Source organism: Hymenobacter siberiensis, from assembly GCF_018967865.2.
Taxonomy (GTDB): Bacteria; Bacteroidota; Bacteroidia; order Cytophagales; family Hymenobacteraceae; genus Hymenobacter; species Hymenobacter siberiensis.
Map to the genome: position 1 here is coordinate 4299751 of NZ_JAHLZY020000001.1, position 23384 is coordinate 4323134.

Below are 23384 nucleotides of genomic sequence, written 5' to 3' on the forward strand. Positions count from 1 at the left end.
CTGTCCCTGCCGGGCGCGACCGCTACTCCTGCACCAGGCGCAACGCCTGATGCAGAGCACCTTGCCGGAGCTGCACCAGATAAATACCCGGGCGCAGACTGGCGGCCTCGCTCAGTACCAGCGTGGTGCTGCCCGGCACCAGCACGAGTTGGCGTTGCGCCACCATGTGGCCGCGGCAATCGTTCAGCTGCAGTATCGCGGGGCCGGCCAGGGCCACATCCAGCTGCACACTGAAACCGTTCCAGGCCGGATTTGGATATGCCCGTAACTGCAGTGGCGAGCCCGTGGCTGGTACACCAGCCACCGTGCGAACGGGTGAGTAGATAACCGCCCCGTTGCTATCCACTTGCTTCAGCCGGTAGTACACTGCCGGGGCATACTGGCCCAGGTGCGCATCGATCCACTGGTAGGCGTAGGGGAAGGTGCTGGTACCATGGCCTGCCACTCGCCCCACCTCGGCGAACGTGCGGCCATCGGCGCTGCGCTCCACGGCGAAGTAGTCGTTATTTTTTTCCGACGCGGTGGCCCAGCTCAGCTGCGCGGCAACGCCCTGCCGCTCCGCCACAAAGCGCGTGAGCTCTACCGGCAAGGGGCCAACATAAGGCAGCTCGCTGTTGCTGACCCGGTTATTGTCCAGATTGATGGCCCCGGCCTTCGTCAGCGCTTTGCCCAGCAACGTGGCCCCGTCTGCAAAGCTGATGGCCCCGGCCGGCGTGGCAATTACGGTACCCCTGAAAATCGAAATACCACCGGCGAAGGATACGGCCCCTGCCATGCGCCAGTACACATTGTCCAGCGTGGCACCGTTTATCAGCAAAACCCGGTAGGGAGAAGTAGTCGTGAACGCCCCGCCCACCTTAAAAATAAACAGCGGATTAATCTGCCCTAGGCCATCGAGAATCACGTCGCCGGATAAGGATACCGCACTGGGTATATTGTATACGCCCGGCGTAATAACCAGTCCTCCCATCGTGCTTGGCAGAGCCACCGGGCTATCAACATACGCTTCTATCTGGGCATCGGCCGCATCTATATCGTCGGCTACCTGGAGCAAGGTGGCGGCATCTAATTCGTGCTGAGCGGGCTGGATTCCTACCGGAGCATTATAGACCGGGTTAAAGCCAGTATATCCGCCGGTGTGCGTACCAAGCCGGCCGGTAATGATTGATTGGGTAGTGGAGTTGTTATCGCCCATAGCACCGGTGCGGGTGAACAGGCAATAGCCAGCCGCGCTGCGCATATTGATTGTTTGGGCCAAAACGATGTTTGCAGAAAAACAGCCCGCTATGAGCAGTGCAGCTAGTAGAAGTAGTCTTCGCATGGATGCTCAAGTAGTACGTAAATTGATTATACCCATGGCAAAAGCGCTTTTTTGCATGGTGCTGAGCAATTGCGAAAATCAATTAGCAATCCAAATACTTTCCAATGCTACGAATACCAGGGAAACAATCCGCATAAATCCACTGGTTGTCAAGCCAGTAGCTTTCTTAAACTGCTTACATAAATGGGCTACGCTGCTGTAGTTCAATTTGTAGGATATCTGCGTCAGCGTGAGTTTGTCGTAGCGTAATAATTCCTTTATGCGCTGGATTTTGCGGTAAATTATAAACCGCTCAATGGTGCTACCCGTCGCAATGGCGAACGTATTGGCGAGATAGGTGTAATTGTAATTCAACCTGCTGCTGATGTAGGCGGAATTCTTTGTTTCGCGCACGGTATCGTCGTCGCCGTCCACCATTTCGACGATGACTGCTTCTATCCTTTCAATCAGTGTGGCCCGCTCGTCGTCCATCAGTTCCAGCCCCAGGGCTGCCAGTGAGGCTTTTAGCTCACAGTGCTGGTCCAGGGTTATGCGTGTTGGGATTTCCGCTTGCCCCAGAACCACTACACTTCCGGACAGGCCCAACGCTCCCAATGCCGCTTCCACCATCACGATGCAGCGCGGACTGACCATGAACTTGATATGAATTCTCATTAACTGATTGCGAAGTAGGAGTAATGCCGCTGCAACCTTTTAATTGCTCTTTATCCCTAAAAGCTTCCAGTCCAGCGGCGCGTGTTACACTAAGCGCAATGTTTTCACAGATAGAAGTAGTAGCAATATCTTCATATTGTGTCTCAAAGATACTTCCATTGATAATGGCACATGTTACACAATTCACAGACTGCTAAACAAAGCAAGCATTTAACGGTATCACGGATTTGTTTTGTTTTATTTTGCTGACTCCCCACGTCCGGTAGTCAGCGACATGCAACGGCGCCTGCATGCCAAGGCCCACCTGTTTGCAATTGGCCTTGCACCGGCCGTGCTCCATCCAACCCGCGTCGGAAGGTGCTGTGCGCCAGTGGGCGAAATTAGCGGGTATCGCCGCCCTCAGCCGTGCCTCGTTTGCTCTCAGGGTCACCATACCGGCCGGAGGAATCAGTCGGCCCCGTTTTTTAATAGAGGCGCTGGGGAGGTAAGATGAGCCGTTGGCCTCAATCGTACCTTTGCCGCCTCATTGAATCCCCAAAACAATGTCGGCAACGACCCTCCTGCTGTTTTTCAACCTGCTCTTCGCCCTGCCGCCCGCGCCGAAGCCAACCGTCATCTTCCCGGTGCCCAGCGGCGTGCCCAACCAACTCTTCTACCTCCAGCGCGACCCCAATACCAACACCGTTATCTACCAGTTGAACGTGGACCGCGCCGGCCACCTCATCGAGGACGAGCCCGTGAACGTGTTCTGGCTGCGCTACGATGAGCACGGCGAGCGCAAGGACCTGAACTTCATCCAACGCAAGTTTGCCTACGGCCTCACGGCCGAAAAGCTGGCGGCCGATAAATACGAGCTGAAATTTGCGGCCTACAATAAGGTCCGGTTCTTCCTTCTGAAGTCGCCGACGGATAAGGCCTTCCACGTGTACACCACCATCGGCGGCAAACAGCTGCAGCTGGAGCGCGTATTTCTGCGCATCGAGGGCGGCACGTTCTGGGTGCCGAATGTGAAGTACATCGAGTTCAAAGGAATAAATACCGCGACCCGCGAGCCGGCAGCCGAGCGGATAATGCTGTAGCGCGGACTTTTAGTCCGCGCGTTGCCTGGGAAGCTCCTTGCCACGCACGGCTTGACCATACGCGGACTTTTAGTCCACGCTACATGCCTTAGCCCTATCTTTGGCCGGAGCCGTGCCCGGTGGGGCCGGCTGCCTCCGCGCATGATTCCGGCTACCTCTCTGCAACGTCTCTTCGGCATCAAAGCCAGCGAAACCCGCACCGTGGGGCTGTTTTTGCTGCACAATTTTCTACTCGGCATCGGCTCGGTGCTGGTGTACGTGGCGGCCAATGTGCTGCTGCTGGAGCACAACCCTGAGCACAGCCTGCCGCTGGGCTACATCATGGGCGCCCTGGCCATGATGGCCGTGGGAAAAATCTACACGCATTTTGAGCACCACCTGCTGCTGAAAATGCTGGTCGTGCGCGTGCTGCTAGCCGTGGTAGCCCTCACGGGCGTGCTGGGCGTACTGGTTGTGCTGGGCCATTCGGTGGCGGCGGCAGTGGCCATTATGGCGGGCTACCGGGTTATCTATCTGCTCACTAACCTGGAGTTCTGGGGCGTGTCGGCGGTGGTGTTTGATGTGCGGCAGAGCAAGCGCCTGTTCAGCATCATCAGCTCGGGCGATATGCCGGCCAAGGCCCTGGGGGCTATCCTGGCGGCGCTTATCCACGGCGATGCCCAGTTGCCGGTGCTGCTGGGCGTGGCATTTATGGCCTATCTGGGGGCCTTGTTCACGCTGCGGGCCACCCTCAAGTCGCACGTAGTAGAAGCCACGGCGCGGCCGGTGCGGGCCGTGGCCCAGCCACCAAAGAAGCTGGTGCAGCAGCTATTTGGCGGCAGTCAGCTGGTGCTGGCCATGTGCCTGAGCCTGGTGGCCATCGCGGCCGTGATTACGGGCGTGGAGTACATGTTTTTCCTGAACGTGAAGCACAAGTTTCACGAGGCCGAGGACGTGATGCAGTCGGTGGGCTGGATACTGGCGGCCACGTACTTAGCCGCCACGTTCTTCAAGCTGCTGGTGAGCCGGCAGGCGCTGGAGCGCTACGGCGTACAATGGTCCTTGCGGCTACTGCCAGTGGTAGCGCTGGTGGCGCTGGCCGTGTTCGGCGGTTTCAAGGTGGCTAGCGGCTACTCGCAAACCGGGCAGCTGGCCTTCTATTGCGGGCTGTACTTGTTGCTGGAAGTGCTGCGGCGCACCGTGTTCGACCCCGTGTTTCTGGTGCTGTTTCAGCCGCTGGCCCCGCCGCAACGGCTGGCGGCGCACACGCTGGCCAAAGGTTTTTATGAGCCGCTGGGCATGGCCCTCACGGGCGGGCTGTTCTTCGGCCTGCGTTCGTCGGGCCTGCTCGATGGCGGCCTGCCCCTGGTGTGGATGGGCGCATTATTAGGGCTGGCGCTGCTGTTTTTGCGCCGCACCTACCTGAATTATCTGGCCGAATTGAAGGAGGGCCTGGGCCGCCGCTTCGCCGAAACCGCCGAGCTGGCCCTGCCCGATGCCGCCCGCCACGTCGTGCTGGCCCACCTGCTCAGCCCCCACCCCACCGAGGTGCTGAATGCCGTGGCCTGGCTACGAAAGCACGAGCCAAGGTCGCTGCCCGCCCATGCCCCGCGCCTGCTCGAACATCCCGACGAGCGCATCCGGCTGGCCCTGCTGGCCACCCCCGAGGCACAACCGCTGCCACTCAACACTTTGGCAGGATTAGCCCAGCACGACCCGGTTCCGGCAATACGCGAATTAGCCGCCCGCGAATTAGCCACTGCTACCCCACCCGATTCAGTTAGAGCAGTTCAGAATATGCTTTTGACCGGGATTGATTTGGCTGCCCGGCAGGGTGCTATTCAGGGATGCCTGACACTGGAAACGGGCAACGTGGCTGCCCGCAAAAGTTTGCGGGCCCTGCTGACCGATACGCATCCCGGCGCGCACCAGGCGGCACTGGCACTACTACGTTTCTACCCGCTGGATGTTCAGCAGCAATTGATTGAGCGCCACCTCGCCAGCTCCGAGCCGGAGGTAGCTCAAGCCGCGCTCCGCGCCATCGGTACCGTGGGTCATCTCGAACTGGCCCACCACCTGCTCGCCGCCCTCGATGATAAGCACCGCTGGGCCGGGGCCGCCGACAGCCTTGTGGCCCTGGGCCCGGCCGTGGTGCCGCTGCTGCGCCAGGTGCTACTGCAGGAGGCCGAGCCCGCCCACCCGCAGCGCCTGGCCACCGTGCTCGAACGCCTCGATACCACCGCCAGCCGCGCCGTGCTGCTGGAGCTGGCCCGGCACCCGCACCTGTTTTCGCGCGGGCTGGCGCTGCGGGCGCTGCGCCGCTTCCCGGCCCGCACCGCCGAGCGGCCCACCTTCGAGCACCTGCTGCGCGAGGAATTCAGCCTGGCCGCGCAGCTGCTGCAAGGCGTGGTGGCCGACGGTCGCCCGGCCCTGGCCGCAACCGTCGACTACGAATTGACCCTCTTGCACCAGCGTGTGTTTGGCCTGCTGGCCCTGCTCTACGATGCCGAACTGGTAGCCACGGCCCAGCGCAACGTGGCCCACGCCGCCCGCGAGCGCCAGGCCAATGCCCTTGAAATCCTCGACAACCTCATCCCCCGACCTGTATACCAGGGCTTGCAGGCGCTGCTCGACGACTCGCCCGTGGCCGAGAAGGCGCGGCTGTTTGCCGGACTCACGGCGGTACCGACTCCGGCCGCTCATCATCACACCCTGGTGCCAATGGGCGCCGCCGCCGGCAGCGCCGTGGCCCCACCGCCGCACGTGCACCACTACGCGCCGCCGCCCACGCCCGAGCCACTGCCCACGCTGCTGCTGCGCCACGGCCACACCGCCTTCACATCCTGGACGCTAAGCCAGGCCCTGCGCCACTGGCAGCCCCTCGAAACCGACGCGACCGCCCTGCTGCGGCCCTACTGCGCCTCGCCCTACCTGCTGTTACGCGAAAGCGCCGGAGTAGCGGTCCGGGCGCTGGCTGCCCACCGTGGCGTGCCCCTCTCCGAACTTCATCTTCCCCTCGAAATGAGCCACGCCCACGCCACTTCCGACGCTCGCATTTCTGCCCTGGAGCGGGTGGTGGTGCTGAAAAGCACCGCCCTATTTGCCACCACGCCCGAAAACGTGCTCAGTAGTATCGTGCCCATTATGAAGGAGGTAACCTTTCGGGAAGGCGAGGAGATTTTTGCCAAAGGCGACATCGGTACCTCGCTGTTCATCCTGCACGATGGGCAGGTGGGCATTTTCAACGGCCCGCAGCAGCTGGCCACCTTCGGGCCGGGCGACTTTTTTGGCGAGCTGGCCCTGCTCGATGCCGAGCCGCGCTCAGCCACGGCGGCGGCCCTGAGCGAAGTACTGGCCTTCCGCATCGACCAGGAAGATTTCTACGACCTGATGGAGGAGCGCGGCGAGGTGCTGCGCAATATCCTGCGCATGCTGTGCCAGCGCATCAGGGCGCAGAACGAGAAAATGCGCGAGCTGGCGGGGTAGAGGTCTGAGTTGGGTTTAGGGTATAAAACAACGTCATGCTTCGGCTGCGCTCAGCATGACGTGCTCTGATTAGCGCTATTCCCTACTCCATTACTTCGTAAATCTTTACCGGCAACGCCTTGTTCTTGAGTACTACCTCATCAACATACTGGCAGTGAAAGGACCCTTTCACCTTAAAATACACGGCTTCGCTGATGATAACCTGGCCGGCTTTGGCGGCCGACTGCAGACGCTGCGACATATTCACGACGTCGCCAATCACAGTGTAATCCAGGCGTTTGAGGGAGGCGGAGCCGATGTTGCCGGATACGACTTCGCCGGTGTTCACGCCGATGCTCACTTTGGGGCGGTAGTCGAAGCCGGGGGGCAGCGGGGCCTGGCTCTGCTGGAGCGCGGTGCGGGCCGAGAGAGCCGCATCGATGGCGCGGTCTAGGTGGTGCTCGCCCCGGAACACGGCCATCACGGCATCGCCCATGAACTTATCGACGTGGCCGCCCTGGGAAATAAACTCCTTCACTACCAAGTCAAAATACGTGTTGAGCAGGCTCACCACGTCGGTGGGCGGCAGCTTTTCGGCCAGCGAGGTAAAGCCGCAGATATCGAGAAAAACCACGGTGGCTTCCACAGTTTCGGAGGCCAGGAGGCGGTTTTCGAAGTCGGGCCGCGTCATGAAATTGAGCACGGTTTCATCGACGTACATCTTCAGGATGTTGTTTTCCTGGATGGCGCGGAGCGTGTCGCGCAGCTGGCGCACCTGCTCGGCGGTTTTTTCGATGGTGAGTTCCAGGTCGGCAAAATCGACGGGTTTCACCACGAAATCGAACGCGCCCCGGTTCATGGCGATGCGCAGGTTGCCCATGTCGCCGTAGGCCGATACGATGACCGTTTTCATGGCCGGGTACTCGGTGTGGGTGTGGGTGAGCAGGGTGAGGCCATCCATCACCGGCATGTTGATGTCGGAGAGAATGACATCGGTATCCGGATTTTCGAGGATGCGGTCGAGGGCTTCCTGGCCGTTGGTGGCGAAGACAAACTCGTAGGTACTCTCCCGGATTTTGCGCCGAAACTTCTGCTTGATAAGCAGTTCGAGGTCGGCTTCGTCATCGACCACCAGAATCTTGGTTTTCATAAGGATTGGCAGAAGGCCGAATAGTTGGACAAAAATACGTCGGAAAAGGATGGCACTTAGATTACCGCTCCCCTTTCTATGTTGGCTTAGGGCAGCAGGTGCTGAAGCTTTTCCTTGAGCACGGCAAAATCGACGGGCTTGGTCAGAAAATCGTTGGCCCCCAGGCTCATGGCCTGCTGGTAGCTGGCATTGTCGCCGTAGGCCGTAATCATTATCATGGTGGTGGGCGGCATCTCAAACTCCTCCTTGACGTGGCCGAGCAGGTCGAGGCCGCTCATGCCGGGCATGTTGATGTCGGAGAGAATGATGAGCACCTCGGATTGGTGGGCGCGCAGATACGTCAGGGCTTCCTCGCCCGAAAAAGCGAAGCTGAAGCTCATCTCGCCGTTGCGGATTTCGCGGCGAAAGCGCTGCAAAAACAGGTCGCGCACATCGGTTTCATCATCAACAACCAGAATTTGCATGGGGCGGAGGCTGGAAAAGTAGTCGGGGCCAAAGGTAGGGCGCGGACCGGCTTAGGCCGGCAGGCGGATGAGGAATTCGGTGCCCTCGCCCTCGCGGGTTTCTAAGGTGAGGGTGCCGCCGTGGCCCTTAGTCACTATTTCGTGGCTCATGGACAGGCCCAGGCCCGTGCCCTCGCCCACGGGCTTGGTGGTGAAAAACGGCTGGAATATTTTGGCTTTCACCTTGTCAGACATGCCCGTACCATTGTCGCGAATGCTGATTTCGACCTGTTCCGCCACCACCCGGCTACTCACCGTGAGGGCCGGCTGGTACCCGGGCCCAGAGTGGCGGCGCTGGCGCTGCTGCATGGCATGAAAGGCGTTGGTAAACAGGTTAATGAGAACCCGAATCAGGTCCTGCGTCACCACCGACATTGGCGGCAGGGCGGGGTCGAGCCGGGTGATAAACTCGGCGTTAAAATCTTTATCCTTCGTGCGCAGGCCCTGGTAGGCCAGGCACAGGCTTTCCTCGATGAGGGAGTTGAGGTTGGTGGGCTCGCGCTGGCCGCTGCCGGTGCGGGAGTGCTCCAGCATGCCCTTGATGATGGACGTGGCCCGCTGCCCGTGCTGGCTGATTTGCTGCAGGTTCAGCTTCAGGCCATCCAGAATTTCGCGTTCCAGGGTGATGTCGCGGGCGGAGTTGTGGGGGGCGCCGTTGATTTCGTCTACCAGCTCGGCACTTACTTCGGCGAAGTTTTTCACGAAGTTGAGCGGGTTTTGCAGCTCGTGGGCAATGCCAGCCGTGAGCTCGCCCAGAAAGGCCATTTTCTCGCGCTGCACCAGCTGGTCCTGGGCCGTTTTGAGCTCGGCCAGCGACTGCTCCAGCGCCATGCGGGCGCGCCGCTGCTGGCGGCCGTGCCGGGCCAGAATCACGGCCAGCACCAGCAGGCCCACCAGCCCGGCCACCAGCGCGGCAGTGCGGTAGCGGGCCCGCAGCGCGGCATGGCTGGCGGCCACTTCCTGCGTGCGCTGCTGCTCGCGGTAGTTGAGGCTTTGCAGGCGCATCACCTTCTCCTGGCCAAACAGCGTGTCCTTCATCACCAGCATGAGGCTCTGGTACTTGAGGGCGCTGTCGGGGCGGCCGCGCTGTTTAAAATCCTTGGTAAGCAGCGTGCTGGCGTTGAGCACGCCGCGCAGAAAACCATTGTTCTGGGCCGCCTGGCAGCCCAGCCGGGCGTAGTAAATACTGGAATCGGGCTGCCCGGTTTGCTGGTACAGCTCGGCCAAGCCCACGTAGGCGAAATTGAGGCTGCGCAGGTGGTGTACCTTCTTCGACTCGGCGATGCTTTGGCGGTAGTACGTGCGGGCCGGCGCCACCTGGCCGCTCTTGCGGGCCACGTTGCCCAGGCCGTACAGAATGTAGTTGGTGGGGGTGTGCAGGCGGCGGGCCAGGGCGTAGGCGCGTTCCTGAAAAATCCGGGCCGAATCGAGCTGGCCGAACAAGTCATACGCCAGGCCAATGTTGCTCAGCTCAATCACCGTGCGGTACTCGTCGTGCAGCTGCTCGCCAATTTTCAGGGCCCGGAAGTAGTAGGCCAGGCCTTGGCGCTTGTCGCGCAAGTACACGTAGATTATGCCGATGCTGCGCAGGTTCTGGGCAATCAGGCCCTGGTCGTGGGTGGTTTCGGCAATGTGCAAGGACTGCTGAAACACCTCCAGCGAGCGCGCCAGGTTGCTCTCGCGCAGGGCGGCCCCCAGGCGGTTGAGGGCCGCGCCCTCGCCCTGCCGGTAATGGATGCGGCGGGCCAGAGCCAAGGCCTTGTTGGCGTACACGGCGGCCGAGTCGGTGTGCTGGGTCCAGAGCTGGTCGCTGATTTGGCAGAGCAGCGTCACGCGGTTGAAGTCGGTCTGGGGCAGCGTCAGCAGGTGGCGCAGGCTGTCTACGGCCACTCCCGGCGACGGGATTCCGGCCACCACCGGCTTTGGGCCGGCTACCAGCACAGCCAACCAGATGCCCAGCCAGCCAAGCCTACGGAAAGCTGAAATCCGGGAAATAATAGAAATCAACGAATTGGTTCTAAGGGGAAAAAAAGTGACTGATACCGCCGGCGCTTATTCACCAAGCCACCGGCCAAAGCCCCGCCCAAACCGCCAAATACAGCCAATGGTTCAGTAGCTTAGCAGTGAAATCCTGTGGTAGAACCAGAAAAGAGAGCAGCACAGCGGCTGGTGTGCCGAGCAAGGCCGGGCCGGAGGCATTGCCAGTAATCAGCCTGTTTGATTAATAGGCAAGCTAATCAGAAACTTGGTAAAACTGCCTTCCTCCGACGTCACGGAGAGCGTGCCGCCGTGGCCCTGCGTCACAATATCATAGCTCAGCGACAGGCCCAGGCCCGTGCCCTCGCCGGTGGGCTTGGTGGTGAAAAAAGGCTGAAATATTTTGGCCCGCACGGCCTCGGGAATGCCCTGGCCGTTGTCGCGCACCCGGATTTCCACCTTCTCACCCACCCGCCGGGTGCTGATGCCCACGGTGGGCGCGTAGCCGGCCACGCCGCGCTGCTGGCGCTGGCGCACGGCATAAAACGCGTTGCTGAGCAGGTTGAGCAGCACCCGGCCCAGGTCCTGGGCAATAACCTCGACAGGCGGCAGGACGGGGTCGAAATCGGGCTTGAGCGTGGCGTTGAAGGTTTTGTCTTTGGCGCGCAGGCCGTGGTAGGCCAGGCGCAGGTACTCGTCGGCCAGCTGGTTGAGGTTGGTGGGCGTGCGCTCGCCGGAGCTGGTGCGCGAGTGCTCCAGCATGCCCCGCACAATGCTGGCCGCCCGCCCGCCGTGCTGGCTGATTTTGAGCAGGTTCTGCTTGAGGTCGGTCAGCAGCTCGGCTTCCAGCTCCAGGTCGCGGTCGGGTTTCTGTTGCTCTTCTTCCAGCTCGGTGATGAGCTCGGCGCTGACCTCGGCAAAGTTATTAACGAAGTTCAACGGGTTCTGAATCTCGTGGGCAATGCCCGCCGTGAGCTCGCCCAAACTCGCCATCTTCTCGGCCTGAATGAGCTGGGCCTGCGTGGTGCGCAGCTCCGTCAGGGAGGCGTCGAGCTGGTCGCGCTGGGTCTGCAGGCCTTGTTTCTGATGGGTGACGGCCGCGTTGAGCTCGTTGAGCTACTCGTTGGCGAACTGCTTTTGGCGGTTGGCGCGCCAGAGGACGAAGCCCAGGCCCGCCAGCAACGCCAGCACCGCCAGCGTGGCCCCCAGCAGCAGGCGCTGGCGGCGGGCGCGGGCGGCGTCCTGCACCTGGGCCAAGCGCAAGGCGGCGATGCGCTGCTGCTGGGCCTGCTCGGCACGCTCGGCTTCGTAGCCGGCCACGTGAAAGGCGCCTTGCTGGGTGCTGAGCGAGTCGCTCAGGGCCAAGCCGAGGCGGGCGTAGCGGCCGGCGGGTTCGGTTTGCCCACGCTGGACGTAGAAGTCGGCCAGCGCGCGCAGGTAGGACAGCCGCAGGGGCACCAGCTTGGCTTCGCGGGCCTTGCGGTAGGCCGTGAGCCAATCGGTTTCGGCGCGGACCGGCTCGTTACGGGCGACGTAGTAGCGCGCCCAGGTGGCATCGAGCTCAAAGGAGCCGTTGGAGGAAGTGAGGCCCATCTTGAGCGAATCGGCCAAGTGCTGCGCCCGCACCAGCAGGGGTCTGGCATCGGCTACGCGGCCTATGTCGAGCAGCACCGCGCTTTCGGCCACCAGCCCATAGGCACGCATCTGAAGCACGAAACTGGCCATGTCGCGGAGGGTGTCAGCGGGGCTATTCGCCCCCGAGAGCCGGGCGTAGCGCAGGGCAGCGGGGTAGTCGTGCAACTGGCGATAGGCCTGGGCCATGCCCCGGTAAGTGTACGCCAGGGAGGAGGTGAGCCGGTCGTACCGGGAGGGGTGTGCAGCCAGCAAGGAGCGGTGTACAGCCAGCGACTTGCGCAGATAGTACAGGGCCTTGGCCGAGTTGCCCCATTCGGCGTAGCAGTAGCCGACCACTTTCAACTCATTTTCTTGAAACCACCGGTCGTAGGTGACGGCCAAGTCCGCCGCGCGCAGGTAGTGGCTGATGGCCCGGTTGTAATCTCCCTGTTCCAAGAAAGGGCCGCCCAGCGCATGGTAGCTGCGGGAAGTGTTTTCCCGGGCACCGCGGGCTTGGTACCGTGCCAGCTTGGCTTCGAAATAGGCTGTTTGCGCCGCCCGCTGCTTGAGCCGTCGGAAATAAGACGCCACCGCTGCGAGTACGAACGGAATGGGCCGCCCCACGCGGTCGAACACTTCGACCGCCGCCCGCATGCTGTCGAGGGCGCGCGCGGGCTCCGCCTGGGCGAGCCGCGCCGCAGCATAGCTCAGGCGGAAGGCGGGGGCATCAGGACGCTGCTGCCGGCGCGTGAGCTGCACCAACTCCCCTAATTGTGGGCCTAAAGACACGTTAAAGAGGAGGCTCGGAGTATCGTAGAGGTGCAGCAGGGTGCGCAGTCGGGCCGTATCGGCGCGCTGGGTGGCCAGCACCCGGCGCAGCGAGTCCGGGTTGGCCTCCCAGTAGCGGCGGCTGGACTGGGCGGCCAGCGGGCCGCTGAGCAGCAGGAGGAACACCAGCGGCAGCCAGCACCGGCGGGCCGGCGGGCGTGGGGGAAAAGAGGACACGGCTAAGCGGGTAAGGAAATGGTGAAGGTGGTGCCCTGGCCGGGCTGGCTCTCGACGGTGAGGCTGCCGCCGTGGCCTTGCACTACGATATCGTGGCTGAGCGAAAGCCCCAGGCCCGTGCCCTCGCCCGTGGGCTTGGTGGTGAAAAAAGGCTGGAAGATTTTCTGCTGCACCTCGGGCGGCATGCCCGAACCGTTGTCCGTCACCCGGATTTCGACGTGGCCGTTCGCGCGCGCGGTGCCCACGCCGACGGTGGGCGCGTAGCCCGCCTCGCCCAGCTGCTGGCGCTGGCGCACGGCGTAGAAGGCGTTGGTGAACAGGTTCAGCAGCACCCGGCCCAGGTCGCCACTCACGGCATCGACCAGGGGCAGAGCCGGCACGAAGTCGGTTTCCAGCGTGGCGTTGAACGTCTTGTCTTTAGCCCGAAGCCCGTGGTAGGCCAGGCGCAGGTACTCGTCGGCGAGCTGGTTGAGGTCGGTCGGCGCCCGCTCGCTGGTGCTGGCCCGGCTGTGTTCGAGCATGCCCCGCACGATACCGGCCGCCCGCTGCCCGTGCTGGTTGATTTTGACCAGGTTCTGGGTCAGGTCGTCGGCCAACGCCATGACTTCTTCAAAGTCGCCTGCGGCCTGGGCTTCTTTCAGCTCCGTTAGCAGCTCGGCGCTGACCTCGGCAAAGTTATTAACGAAGTTCAACGGGTTCTGAATCTCGTGGGCAATGCCCGCCGTGAGCTCCCCCAGGCTGGCCATTTTCTCGGCCTGAATGAGCTGGGTTTGCGTGGTCTGCAAATTCTTCAGCGCCTGCGCGGTTTCGTCGCGCTGGGCTTCCAGCTGCGCGTTGGCTTGCTGCTGGCGGCGATTGCCGCGCCACAACACGAAGCCCAGGCCGGCCAGCAGGGCCAGCACGGCCAGCGCGGCGCCCAGCAGCAGGCGCTGGCGCCGCGCCCGGGCCGCGTCCTGCACCTGGGCCAGGCGCAGGCCCGCGATGCGCGCCTGCTGGGTTTGTTGAGCCTGGTCGGTTTCGTAGCGCGTTACATTCAGGGCACCTTCGGCCGCCCGCAGGGTGTCGGCCAGGCCCAGGGCCGCCAGCGCGTAAGTGGCCGCCACGGCCGGCCGGCGGTGCTGCTGGTAGAAGCGGGCCAGCTCGTGCAGATAGGCCAGGCGCCCCGAGGCGAAACCGCCCTGCCGGACCGTGCGGGAAGCAGCCAGCCAGTAGCTTTCGGCGCGGGCGTTGTCGCCCAGGGCCTCGTAATACCGCGCCCAAGTCGCCTCCAGCTCCAAAGTGCCGTAGCCGCTGCGGAAAGGCAACTGGAGCGAGTCGGCCAGGTACTGGGCCGTGCGCAGCAGCGGTCCGGCTTCGCGCGGGCGCCGCTGCGCCAGCAGCACCGCGCTTTTTAGCACCAGTGCAATGGGTTTTAACGTAGCATCGTTGGTGGTATCACGGGCTGCGGCCGCCAGGGCCCGGTCGATGGCGTGCAGCGCGGCCGGATAATTATGCACTTGCAGCTGCACCGCGGCCATCTGCAGGTTCCGGTAGCTATCGTCCGGGTTGCCTTGCCCCGCCAGGGACTGCCGCAGATAATACAGCGCCTTGTCCAGGTTGCCCCACTCGGCATACAACTGGCCAGCCGCCGCGAACTCATCGCGGGAAGTGCCCCTACTAAAAGCTCGGTACCCTTCGGCCGCTTGCAGGTAATAGCCAATGGCCTGGTTGTAGTTGCCCAGCGAGTTGTAGTAGCCGGCCAGGCCATGGTAGCAGGCCGTCATGCTGACGGCATCGCCCCGCCGGCGGTAGGTAGCCAGCTGACTTTCGTAATAGGCCCGCTTGGCTTGCGGCTGGCCCGCGGCGTTGAACAGGAAGCGGATGGAAATCAGCTGCCACGGCACCGGCCGGTGCAGGCGGTCGAGCGCGGCAATGGCCGCCTGCAGGCTATCGAGGGCGGGAACAACCGCTCGGCGTGCAGCGAGCTGTTTGCCGTGCAGCAGCAGGCGGTAGGCCCGGTGCTCGGGCCGGTGCAGGCGGCCCGATAAGGCGCTCAACTCGGCGAGGTGAGCGATATTACCCTCTCCAGTATCCACCAAATGCATCAGCGTGCGCAGGCGGGCCGTATCGGTGCGTTGGGTGGCCAGCACCCGGCGCAGCGAGTCCGGGTCGGCCTCCCAGTAGCGGCGGCTGGACTGGGCGGCCAGCGGGCCGCTGAGCAGCAGGAGGAACACCAGCGGCAGCCAGCACCGGCGGGCCGGCGGGCGTGGGGGAAAAGAGGACACGGCTAAGCGGGTAAGGAAATGGTGAAGGTGGTGCCCTGGCCGGGCTGGCTCTCGACGGTGAGGCTGCCGCCGTGGCCTTGCACTACGATATCGTGGCTGAGCGAAAGCCCCAGGCCCGTGCCCTCGCCCGTGGGCTTGGTGGTGAAAAAAGGCTGGAAAATCTTGCTTTGGATGGCTTCGCTCATGCCCGTGCCGTTATCCGTCACCTGAATCTGGACCTGCTGATTGAGCAGCACGGTGCGCACGCCGACCTGGGGCTGGTAGCCAGGCTCGCCCTGCTGCTGGCGCTGGCGCACGGCGTAAAAGGCGTTGGTGAACAGGTTCAGCAACACTCGCCCCACGTCGGCGCCCACTAGCGTGACCCGCGGCAAGTCGGCCAAGAAGTCGGTGCTGAGGGCAGCGTTGAAGGATTTGTCCTTGGCCCGCAGGCCCTGGTAGGCCAGGCGCAGGTACTCGTCGCAGAGGCGGTTCAAGTCGGTGGGCTCGCGCTCGCCAGCGGCGGAACTGGAGTGCTCCAACATGCCCTTGACGATGCCGGCGGCCCGCTGCCCGTGCTGGGTGATTTTTTGCATGTTCTGCCGCAGGTCGCTCACCAGCTCCGCTTCCAAGCCAGCGTCGCGTTCCGGGCGTATTTGTTCCTCGGCCAGCTCGGCCAGCAGCTCGCTGCTGACCTCGGAGAAGTTGTTGACGAAGTTCAACGGGTTCTGAATCTCGTGGGCGATGCCGGCCGTGAGCTCGCCCAGGCTCGCCATCTTCTCTTTCTGAATGAGCTGGGCCTGCGTGGTGCGCAGCTCCGTCAGGGAGGCGTCGAGCTGGTCGCGCTGGGTCTGCAGGCCTTGTTTCTGATGGGTGACGGCCGCGTTGAGCTCGTTGAGCTGCTCGTTGGCGAACTGCTTTTGGCGGTTGGCGCGCCCCAGCACCACGCCCAGGCCCGCCAGCAACGCCAGCACCGCCAGCGTGGCCCCCAGCAGCAGGCGCTGGCGGCGGGCGCGGGCGGCGTCCTGCACCTGGGCCAAGCGCAAGGCGGCGATGCGCTGCTGCTGGGCCTGCTCGGCACGCTCGGCTTCGTAGCCGGCCACGTGAAAGGCGCCCTGCCGGGCGCCGAGTGAGTCGCTCAAGGCCAGGGCCGTGCGGGCGTAGCGGCCGGCAGGCCCGTCCTTTCCGCGCTGGGCGTAGAAGTCGGCCAGCGCGCGCAGGTAGACCAAGCGCAGCGGCACAATCTTCATCTCGCGGGCCTTTCGAAAGGCGGTGAGCCAAGCGGCTTCGGCGCGGGCCGGCTCGTTGCGGGCGGCGTAGTAGCGGGCCCAGGTCGCATCCAACTCGATAACTCCATCGGAACTGATGATGTTTAGCTTGAGCGAGTCGGCCAAGTGCTGCGCCCGCGCCAGCAAGGGCCCGGCTTCGGCCACGCGTCTCATATCGAGCAGCACCGCGCTTTTGACCACCAAGCCGTATGCCTGAACAGCTGGAACTTGAGCCGCATAGATGCGGGTGGTGTCGGTGGGGACACCAGCTAAGGACAGGTTGGCATAGCGCAGGGCTGCGGGATAGTTGCGCAGCTGGCGGTAGGCCTGGGCCATAGCCCAGTACGTGTAGCAGTTCCAGTCGAGGCCATTGCGCCGGGGCAAGGTTGCATCCACGGCCAACGACTGGCGCAGGAAGTACAGGGCCTTGGTCGGGTTGCCCCACTCGGCGTAATAGTTGCCCACTACTTGAAGCTCACTTTCTTGAAACGACCGGTCGTAGGTGACGGCCAAGTCCGCCGCGCGCAGGTAGTGGCTGATGGCCCGGTTGTAATCTCCCTGTTCCACGAAAGGGCCGCCCAGCGCATGGTAGCTGCGGGAAGTATTTTCCCGGGCACCGCGGGCTTGGTACCGTGCCAGCTTGGCTTCGAAATAGGCTATTTGCGCCGCCCGCTGCTTGAGCCGTCGGAAATAAGACGCCACCGCTGCGAGTACGAACGGAATGGGCCGCCCCACGCGGTCGAACACTTCGACCGCCGCCCGCAGGCTGTCGAGGGCGCGCGCGGGCTCCGCCTGGGCGAGCCGCACCGCAGCATAGCTCAGGCGGAAGGCGGGGGCATCAGGACGCTGCTGCCGGCGCGTGAGCTGCACCAACTCCCCTAATTGTGGGCCTAAAGGCACGTTAAAGAGGCCCACCAACAGGAGGTTCGAAGTATCGTAGAGGTGCAGCAGGGTGCGCAGGCGGGCCGTATCGGCGTGCTGGGTGGCCAGCACCCGGAGCAGCGAGTCCGGGTTGGCCTCCCAGTAGCGGCGGCCGGACTGGGCGGCCAGCGGGCCGCTGAGCAGCAGGAGGAACACCAGCGGCAGCCAGCACCGGCGGGCCGGCGGGCGTGGGGGAAAAGAGGACATGGCTAAGCGGGTAAGGAAATGGTGAAGGTGGTGCCCTGGCCGGGCTGGCTCTCGACGGTGAGGCTGCCGCCGTGGCCTTGCACTACGATATCGTGGCTGAGCGAAAGCCCCAGGCCCGTGCCCTCGCCCGTGGGCTTGGTGGTGAAAAAAGGCTGGAAGATTTTCTGCTGCACCTCGGGCGGCATGCCCGTGCCATTGTCCGTCACCCGGATTTCGACGTGGCCGTTCGCGCGCGCGGTGCCCACGCCGACGGTGGGCGCGTAGCCCGCCTCGCCCGCCTGCTGGCGCTGGCGCACGGCGTAGAAGGCGTTGGTGAACAGGTTGAGCAGCACCCGGCCCAGGTCGCCACTCACGGCATCGACCAGGGGCAGGGCCGGCGCAAAGTCGGTTTCCAGCGTGGCGTTGAACGTCTTGTCTTTAGCCCGAAGCCCGTGGTAGGCCAGGCGCAGGTACTCGTCGGCGAGCTGGTTGACGTCGGTCGGCGCCCGCTCGCCGGTGCTGGCCCGGCTGTGTTCGAGCATGCCCCGCACGATACCGGCCGCCCGCTGCCCGTGCTGGTTGATTTTGACCAGGTTCTGGGTCAGGTCGTCGGCCAACGCCATGACTTCTTCAAAGTCGCCTGCGGCCTGGGCTTCTTTCAGCTCCGTTAGCAGCTCGGCGCTGACCTCGGCAAAGTTGTTGACGAAGTTCAACGGGTTCTGAATCTCGTGGGCAATGCCCGCCGTGAGCTCCCCCAGGCTCGCCATTTTCTCGGCCTGAATGAGCTGGGCCTGCGTGGTCTGCAAATTCTTCAGCGCCTGCGCGGTTTCGTCGCGCTGGGCTTCCAGCTGCGCGTTGGCTTGCTGCTGGCGGCGATTGCCGCGCCACAACACGAAGCCCAGGCCGGCCAGCAGGGCCAGCACGGCCAGCGCGGCGCCCAGCAGCAGGCGCTGGCGCCGCGCCCGGGCCGCGTCCTGCACCTGGGCCAGGCGCAGGCCCGCGATGCGCGCCTGCTGGGTTTGTTGAGCCTGGTCGGTTTCGTAGCGCGTTACATTCAGGGCACCTTCGGCCGCCCGCAGGGTGTCGGCCAGGCCCAGGGCCGCCAGCGCGTAAGTGGCCGCCACGGCCGGCCGGCGGTGCTGCTGGTAGAAGCGGGCCAGCTCGTGCAGATAGGCCAGGCGCTCCGAGGCGAAACCGACCCGCCGGACCGTGCGGGAAGCAGCCAGCCAATAGCTTTCGGCGCGGGCGCTGTCGCCCAGGGCCTCGTAATACCGCGCCCAGGTCGCCTCCAGCTCCAAAGTGCCGTTGCCGCTGCTGAAAGGCAACTGGAGCGAGTCGGCCAGGTGCTGGGCCGTGCGCAGCAGCGGTCCGGCTTCGCGCGGGCGCCGCTGCGCCAGCAGCACCGCGCTTTTTAGCACCAGTGCAATGGGTTTTAACGCAGCATCGTTAGCGGTATCACGGGCTGCGGCCGCCAGGGCCCGGTCGATGGCGTGCAGCGCGGCCGGATAATTATGCACTTGCAGCTGCACCGCGGCCATCTGCAGGTTCCGGTAGCTATCGTCCGGGTTGCCTTGCCCCGCCAGGGACCCCGCCAGGGACTGCCGCAGATAATACAGCGCCTTGTCCAGGTTGCCCCACTCGGCATACATCTGGCCAGCCGTCGCGAACTCATTGAGGGAAGTGCCCCTACTAAAAGCTCGGTACCCTTCGGCCGCTTGCAGGTAATAGCCAATGGCCTGGTTGTAGTTGCCCAGCAAGTAGTAGTAGCCGGCCAGGCCATGGTAGCAGGCCGTCATGCTGACGGCATCGCCCCGCCGGCGGTAGGTGGCCAGCTGGCCTTCGTAATAGGCCCGCCTGGCTTGCGGCTGGCCCGCGGCGTTGAACAGGAAGCGGATGGAAATCAGCAGTATCGGCACCGGCCGGTGCAGGCGGTCAAACTCCGCGATGGCCGCTTTCAGGCTGTCGAGCGCGGGAATCAGGACCTTGCGTTGGAGGAGTTGGTTACCGTGCAGCAGCAGGCGGTAGGCTCGCTGCTCGGGGCGATGCAGGCGGCTGGTCAGGGCAACCAGCTCTTCGTAGTCTCGTTCCTGCATTGCGCCTTCGCTCGCAACCGGGGCTAAATTGGCCAGGTGCTGGAGGGTGCGCAGACGGGCCGTGTCGGCGCGCTGGGTGGCCAGCACCCGGCGCAGCGAGTCGGGGTTGGCCTCCCAGTAGCGGCGGCTGGACTGGGCGGCCAGCGGGCCGCTAAGGAGCAGGAGGAACACCAGCGGCAGCCAGCACCGGCGGGCCGGCGGGCGTGGGGGAAAAGAGGACACGGCTAAGCGGGTAAGGAAATGGTGAAGGTGGTGCCCTGGCCGGGCTGGCTCTCGACGGTGAGCGTGCCGCCGTGGCCTTGCACTACGATATCGTGGCTGAGCGAAAGCCCCAGGCCCGTGCCCTCGCCCGTGGGCTTGGTGGTGAAAAAAGGCTGGAAGATTTTCTGCTGCACCTCGGGCGGCATGCCCGTGCCATTGTCCGTCACCCGGATTTCGACGTGGCCGTTCGCGCGCGCGGTGCCCACGCCGACGGTAGGCGCGTAGCCCGCCTCGCCCGCCTGCTGGCGCTGGCGCACGGCGTAGAAGGCGTTGGTGAACAGGTTCAGCAGCACCCGGCCCAGGTCGCCACTCACGGCATCGACCAGGGGCAGGGCCGGCGCAAAGTCGGTTTCCAGCGTGGCGTTGAACGTCTTGTCTTTAGCCCGAAGCCCGTGGTAGGCCAGGCGCAGGTACTCGTCGGCGAGCTGGTTGACGTCGGTCGGCGCACGCTCGCCGGTGCTGGCCCGGCTGTGTTCGAGCATGCCCCGCACGATACCGGCCGCCCGCTGCCCGTGCTGGTTGATTTTGACCAGGTTCTGCTTGAGGTCGCCCAGCAGCTCGGCTTCCAGCTCCAGGTCGCGTACGGAGCGGGTTTGCTCTTCTTCCAGCTCCTCCACCAGCTCGGCGCTGACCTCGGCAAAGTTGTTGACGAAATTCAACGGGTTCTGAATCTCGTGGGCAATGCCCGCCGTGAGCTCCCCCAGGCTCGCCATTTTCTCGGCCTGAATGAGCTGGGCCTGCGTGGTGCGCAGCTCCACGAGGGCCCCGCTCAGCTCCTGGGCCTGCTGCGTGAGGGCGGCGGTGCGCTCGGCCACCAGGCGCTCCAGCTCCACGTTTTGGGCCTCGATGAGGCGTTTGGCTTTTTCTTCCTCTTCGCGCAGCACCCGCTCTTTTTCGAGCTGCTTTTTCTGGCTGCGGGCAATGAAAACAAACGTAATCAGCCAGATGATGACAAAGCCCTGCGTTGTACCAAGGAAGGCATCGAAGCTCTTGGGAATCTTACCGTTGGAATCTTCAATAATGATTTCGAGCACTTTGTAGACCACAAACGGGGCCGTGGCAAACAGCAGCGTACGCGCCGGGCGGTAGTGCCGCACGGCCAGCAGCACGCCCAGCAGGGCAAACAATACCAGCAGCCAGTACACATCGCCCAGCACCGGCGATTTGAACCTGAGCGCCACCGAAATGAACACAAACGCCGCCGCCGGCACCCAGATATAATTCAGCGCCCGGTGCCAGCGCGGCAGCCGCTGCGGCAGGTCCAGAAACCGGCTCAGGCCGCGCATGATGCCATACGCCATCGGAGCCAGGTAAAAAAGGTCGCCGTAACCAGCCGAGTGAGCCATAGGGGAAGAAGCGCAGAAGCAAGAAAGTAGAGCAGAGAAACGGCGCGCGGGCCACCGCAAAGTTGGGTAGTGCGGCTGAATTTTTCCCGGGCCCGGTTTCGGGCCCGCCCAAACGGCTGAAATCTACTACCCCCGCCGTTAAGCTTTGCCGCCAGTTGGCAGACTGATGATGAATTCGGTGCCTTTGCCCTCTTCGCTTTCCACGGCCAGGGTGCCGCCGTGGCCCTTGGTCACAATCTCGTGGCTGAGCGACAGGCCCAGGCCTGTGCCCTCGCCCATCGGCTTGGTGGTGAAGAAGGGCTGAAAGATTTTTTCCCGCACCTGCGCCGGCATTCCCGTGCCGTTGTCATGCACGGTAATTTCGACGGTGCCGGCGGCGGTCTGGCGCGTCCCCACCGTCACGGTGGGCTGGTAGGCCACTTCGGCTGCTTCGGCCTGCTGGCGCACGGCGTGCAGGGCATTGGTGCACAGGTTTACCAGCACGCGGGTGAGGTCGGAGGGCACCACGGCTACCAGCCCCAGATTGGGGGTAAAGTCCTGCACCAGCGTGGCATGGAAGGTGGCGTCCTGCACGCGCAGGCCCTGGTAGGCCAGCGCCAGCGCCTCGGCCACCAGGGCATTGAGCTCGGTGGGCACGCGCGGCCCCGCGCCGGTGCGGGCATGAGCCAGCATATCGGTGATGATGGCGGAAGCCCGCTGGCCCTGCTGGCTGATTTTGAGCAGGTTCTGCTTCAGGCCAGCCATAATTTCCTGTTCCAGGCCGGCGGGCTGCGCGGCGGGGCTGTGGTCGAGCAGGCCCACGCTCACATCGGCAAAGTTTTTCATGAACGCCAACGGGTTCTGCAGCTCATGGGCAATGCCGGCCGAAAGCTCGCCCACAAAAGCCCATTTCTCGGCCGCTACCAGCTGGCTCTGGGCGGCGTGCAGCTCGTCCTGCTGGTGCTTGAGCAGGGCGTAGGCCCGCTGCTTTTCGCGATTGTTGCGCCAGAGCACGGCGCTTAGGGTGCCCACGGCCCCCAGGCCCAGCAGGGCGGCCAGCAGCAGCCAGCCCTGCTGGCGGTTCTGGGATTGAATGAGCCAGCTGTTGCTAGTGAGCCGGCCAATCTGGGCTTGCTTCTTGGCCAGCTCGGCGCGGTATTCCAGCACGGCGGCCTGGCGCTGCAGGTCGCTGCTGTTGAGGGTGTCGCGATAGGCGCCAAACAACTTTTCGTAGCGGTAGGCGGCCGCAAAATTACCGCGCCGGGCCGAGGCCTGCGCCAGTATCTGGCTGGCGTCGCGGCTATATTGCCGGGCCCCACTGCGGCGCGTGGCCTGCAAGGTGCGCAGGGCGTAAAAAATGGCGCTATCCGGGCGGCCGATGTGTAGAAAAGTACGGGCCAGCACCAGCTCTGCCCGGGGCACTTCGCCCACGGCGCGCAGGCGCAGGGCGAGCCGCAAGCTGCGGCGGGCGTTGGCAAACGCTTCGGGGTAATGGCCCTGCCGCTCTTCCATATCAGCAACGTTAATTCCCTCGAACAACAGCCCGCCCTCGTCCTTCAGCTGCCGGAATATCTTGGCATCCTGCTCGTAGTTGTACTGGGCGGTGGCCCACTGTCCCTGGGTGCGGTAGAGGTTGCCCAGCCCGGAATAGGCATGGCCGATGCCGGGCTGGTCGCCCGAGCGCCGGGCCCAGTACAGGCCCTGCGTGAGGTAGCGCCGGGCATTCTCATACTCGCGCAGATAGGTACTGGTAATGCCCAACTGGGTGTTGAGAAAGGCCAGCCATTTGGGGCTGTGGACTGCCTCGGCCAGGGCCAGGCCACGCAGGTTGGCCTGCAGGGATTTGGCGTACAGGCCCTGTTCCGAATACACGTTCGACTGGTTGTAGAGGCTGCGGGTTTGCCCGATGCGGTCGCCCACCCGCTCAAAATCGCGCCGGGCCTGCTCCGAAAAGCTCTCGGCCAAAGGGAACTCGCTGCGGTGGCGGTGGTAAAACCCAAGGCCCAGCTCGGCCTCGGCCGCGCCGGCGGTGTAGCCCAGCAGCTGCGCCAGCTGGCGCGCCTCCTCAAACAGGCTGGCCGACTCGTCGGGTGCGTTGTTGCGCAGCTCCAGGGCCAGGGCGTTGAGGCTGTTGACGCGAGAGGCATCGGGTTGGATATTAGCCTGCACCTTGGCCCGGAGGCGGTCGGTGGCGGGGTTTTGGGCGTGCACAGAAGGGGGGGTGCTCAGCAGCACGCCAATGGCCACGGCCGCGCGCAGGCCCCAATCCAGCGCCGCGCGGCGCAGGCCCATGGCCCAGCTGGTGGTGGCGCGGCGGCCCGTCTGGTTGGCTGGCTTCTCCAC

14 protein-coding genes are annotated in these 23384 nt (G+C 63.9%); 2 read left to right on the top strand and 12 right to left on the bottom strand.

The window, feature by feature from the left end; translation table 11 throughout:
• Window positions 1-22: 22 nt before the first annotated feature.
• Both KQ659_RS19040 and KQ659_RS19045 read right to left on the bottom strand, forming a co-directional pair.
• Window positions 23-1258, bottom strand: a complete 1236-nt coding sequence (locus KQ659_RS19040; protein WP_216690596.1) for an ice-binding family protein — start codon at window positions 1256-1258, stop codon at window positions 23-25.
• 141 nt (window positions 1259-1399) lie between these two features.
• Window positions 1400-1975: a helix-turn-helix domain-containing protein gene (locus KQ659_RS19045; RefSeq protein ID WP_216679631.1), complete on the bottom strand. Its 576-nt coding sequence runs from the start codon at window positions 1973-1975 to the stop codon at window positions 1400-1402.
• Between the two features lie 542 nt (window positions 1976-2517).
• On the opposite strand from KQ659_RS19045, the gene KQ659_RS19050 reads away from it, so the two are divergent.
• Together KQ659_RS19050 and KQ659_RS19055 are read left to right on the top strand one after the other, a co-directional pair.
• The gene (locus KQ659_RS19050) at window positions 2518-3054 is read left to right on the top strand and encodes a DUF4833 domain-containing protein (protein WP_216679630.1); all 537 of its coding nucleotides are present in this window, start codon (window positions 2518-2520) and stop codon (window positions 3052-3054) included.
• 141 nt (window positions 3055-3195) lie between these two features.
• A complete protein-coding gene (locus KQ659_RS19055; protein WP_216690595.1) occupies window positions 3196-6519 on the top strand; it encodes a cyclic nucleotide-binding domain-containing protein in 3324 nt (1107 codons plus the stop codon).
• An 82-nt stretch (window positions 6520-6601) separates the two neighbouring features.
• Here KQ659_RS19055 and KQ659_RS19060 read toward each other — a convergent pair whose 3' ends face one another.
• The 10 genes from KQ659_RS19060 to KQ659_RS19105 form a co-directional block, all read right to left on the bottom strand.
• Complete coding sequence (locus KQ659_RS19060; protein WP_216679628.1) at window positions 6602-7648, bottom strand: adenylate/guanylate cyclase domain-containing protein; 1047 nt, start codon at window positions 7646-7648, stop codon at window positions 6602-6604.
• An 86-nt stretch (window positions 7649-7734) separates the two neighbouring features.
• Window positions 7735-8112, bottom strand: coding sequence for a response regulator (locus KQ659_RS19065; RefSeq protein ID WP_216679627.1), 378 nt, complete (start codon window positions 8110-8112; stop codon window positions 7735-7737).
• Window positions 8113-8163: 51 nt separating this feature from the next.
• Window positions 8164-10092, bottom strand: a complete 1929-nt coding sequence (locus KQ659_RS19070) for a tetratricopeptide repeat-containing sensor histidine kinase (RefSeq protein ID WP_226915891.1) — start codon at window positions 10090-10092, stop codon at window positions 8164-8166.
• 267 nt (window positions 10093-10359) lie between these two features.
• Window positions 10360-11121: a sensor histidine kinase gene (locus tag KQ659_RS19075; RefSeq protein WP_216690594.1), complete on the bottom strand. Its 762-nt coding sequence runs from the start codon at window positions 11119-11121 to the stop codon at window positions 10360-10362.
• A gap of 123 nt (window positions 11122-11244) precedes the next feature.
• Window positions 11245-12747, bottom strand: coding sequence for a tetratricopeptide repeat protein (locus KQ659_RS19080; protein ID WP_216690593.1), 1503 nt, complete (start codon window positions 12745-12747; stop codon window positions 11245-11247).
• 2 nt (window positions 12748-12749) lie between these two features.
• Entirely contained in the window at window positions 12750-15011 is a 2262-nt protein-coding gene (locus tag KQ659_RS19085) for an ATP-binding protein (RefSeq protein ID WP_226930057.1), read from the bottom strand.
• 2 nt (window positions 15012-15013) lie between these two features.
• Window positions 15014-17383, bottom strand: a complete 2370-nt coding sequence (locus KQ659_RS21695) for an ATP-binding protein (protein ID WP_269808175.1) — start codon at window positions 17381-17383, stop codon at window positions 15014-15016.
• 2 nt (window positions 17384-17385) lie between these two features.
• A complete protein-coding gene (locus tag KQ659_RS19095) occupies window positions 17386-19677 on the bottom strand; it encodes an ATP-binding protein (RefSeq protein ID WP_226930058.1) in 2292 nt (763 codons plus the stop codon).
• Window positions 19678-19679: 2 nt separating this feature from the next.
• Window positions 19680-21062: an ATP-binding protein gene (locus tag KQ659_RS19100; RefSeq protein ID WP_226930059.1), complete on the bottom strand. Its 1383-nt coding sequence runs from the start codon at window positions 21060-21062 to the stop codon at window positions 19680-19682.
• A 138-nt stretch (window positions 21063-21200) separates the two neighbouring features.
• Window positions 21201-23384, bottom strand: coding sequence for an ATP-binding protein (locus tag KQ659_RS19105; RefSeq protein WP_216690592.1), 2184 nt, complete (start codon window positions 23382-23384; stop codon window positions 21201-21203).

Excerpts from the sequence above, each read along its gene's own strand:
- KQ659_RS19045 (WP_216679631.1), bottom strand. The coding sequence starts at position 1,975 with ATGAGAATTCATATCAAGTTCATGGTCAGTCCGCGCTGCATCGTGATG.
- KQ659_RS19060 (WP_216679628.1), bottom strand. The coding sequence starts at position 7,648 with ATGAAAACCAAGATTCTGGTGGTCGATGACGAAGCCGACCTCGAACTG.
- KQ659_RS19075 (WP_216690594.1), bottom strand. The coding sequence starts at position 11,121 with ATGGCGAGTTTGGGCGAGCTCACGGCGGGCATTGCCCACGAGATTCAG.
- KQ659_RS19100 (WP_226930059.1), bottom strand. The coding sequence starts at position 21,062 with ATGGCTCACTCGGCTGGTTACGGCGACCTTTTTTACCTGGCTCCGATG.
- KQ659_RS19050 (WP_216679630.1), top strand. The coding sequence starts at position 2,518 with ATGTCGGCAACGACCCTCCTGCTGTTTTTCAACCTGCTCTTCGCCCTG.
- KQ659_RS19055 (WP_216690595.1), top strand. The coding sequence starts at position 3,196 with ATGATTCCGGCTACCTCTCTGCAACGTCTCTTCGGCATCAAAGCCAGC.
- KQ659_RS21695 (WP_269808175.1), bottom strand. The coding sequence starts at position 17,383 with ATGTCCTCTTTTCCCCCACGCCCGCCGGCCCGCCGGTGCTGGCTGCCG.
- KQ659_RS19065 (WP_216679627.1), bottom strand. The coding sequence starts at position 8,112 with ATGCAAATTCTGGTTGTTGATGATGAAACCGATGTGCGCGACCTGTTT.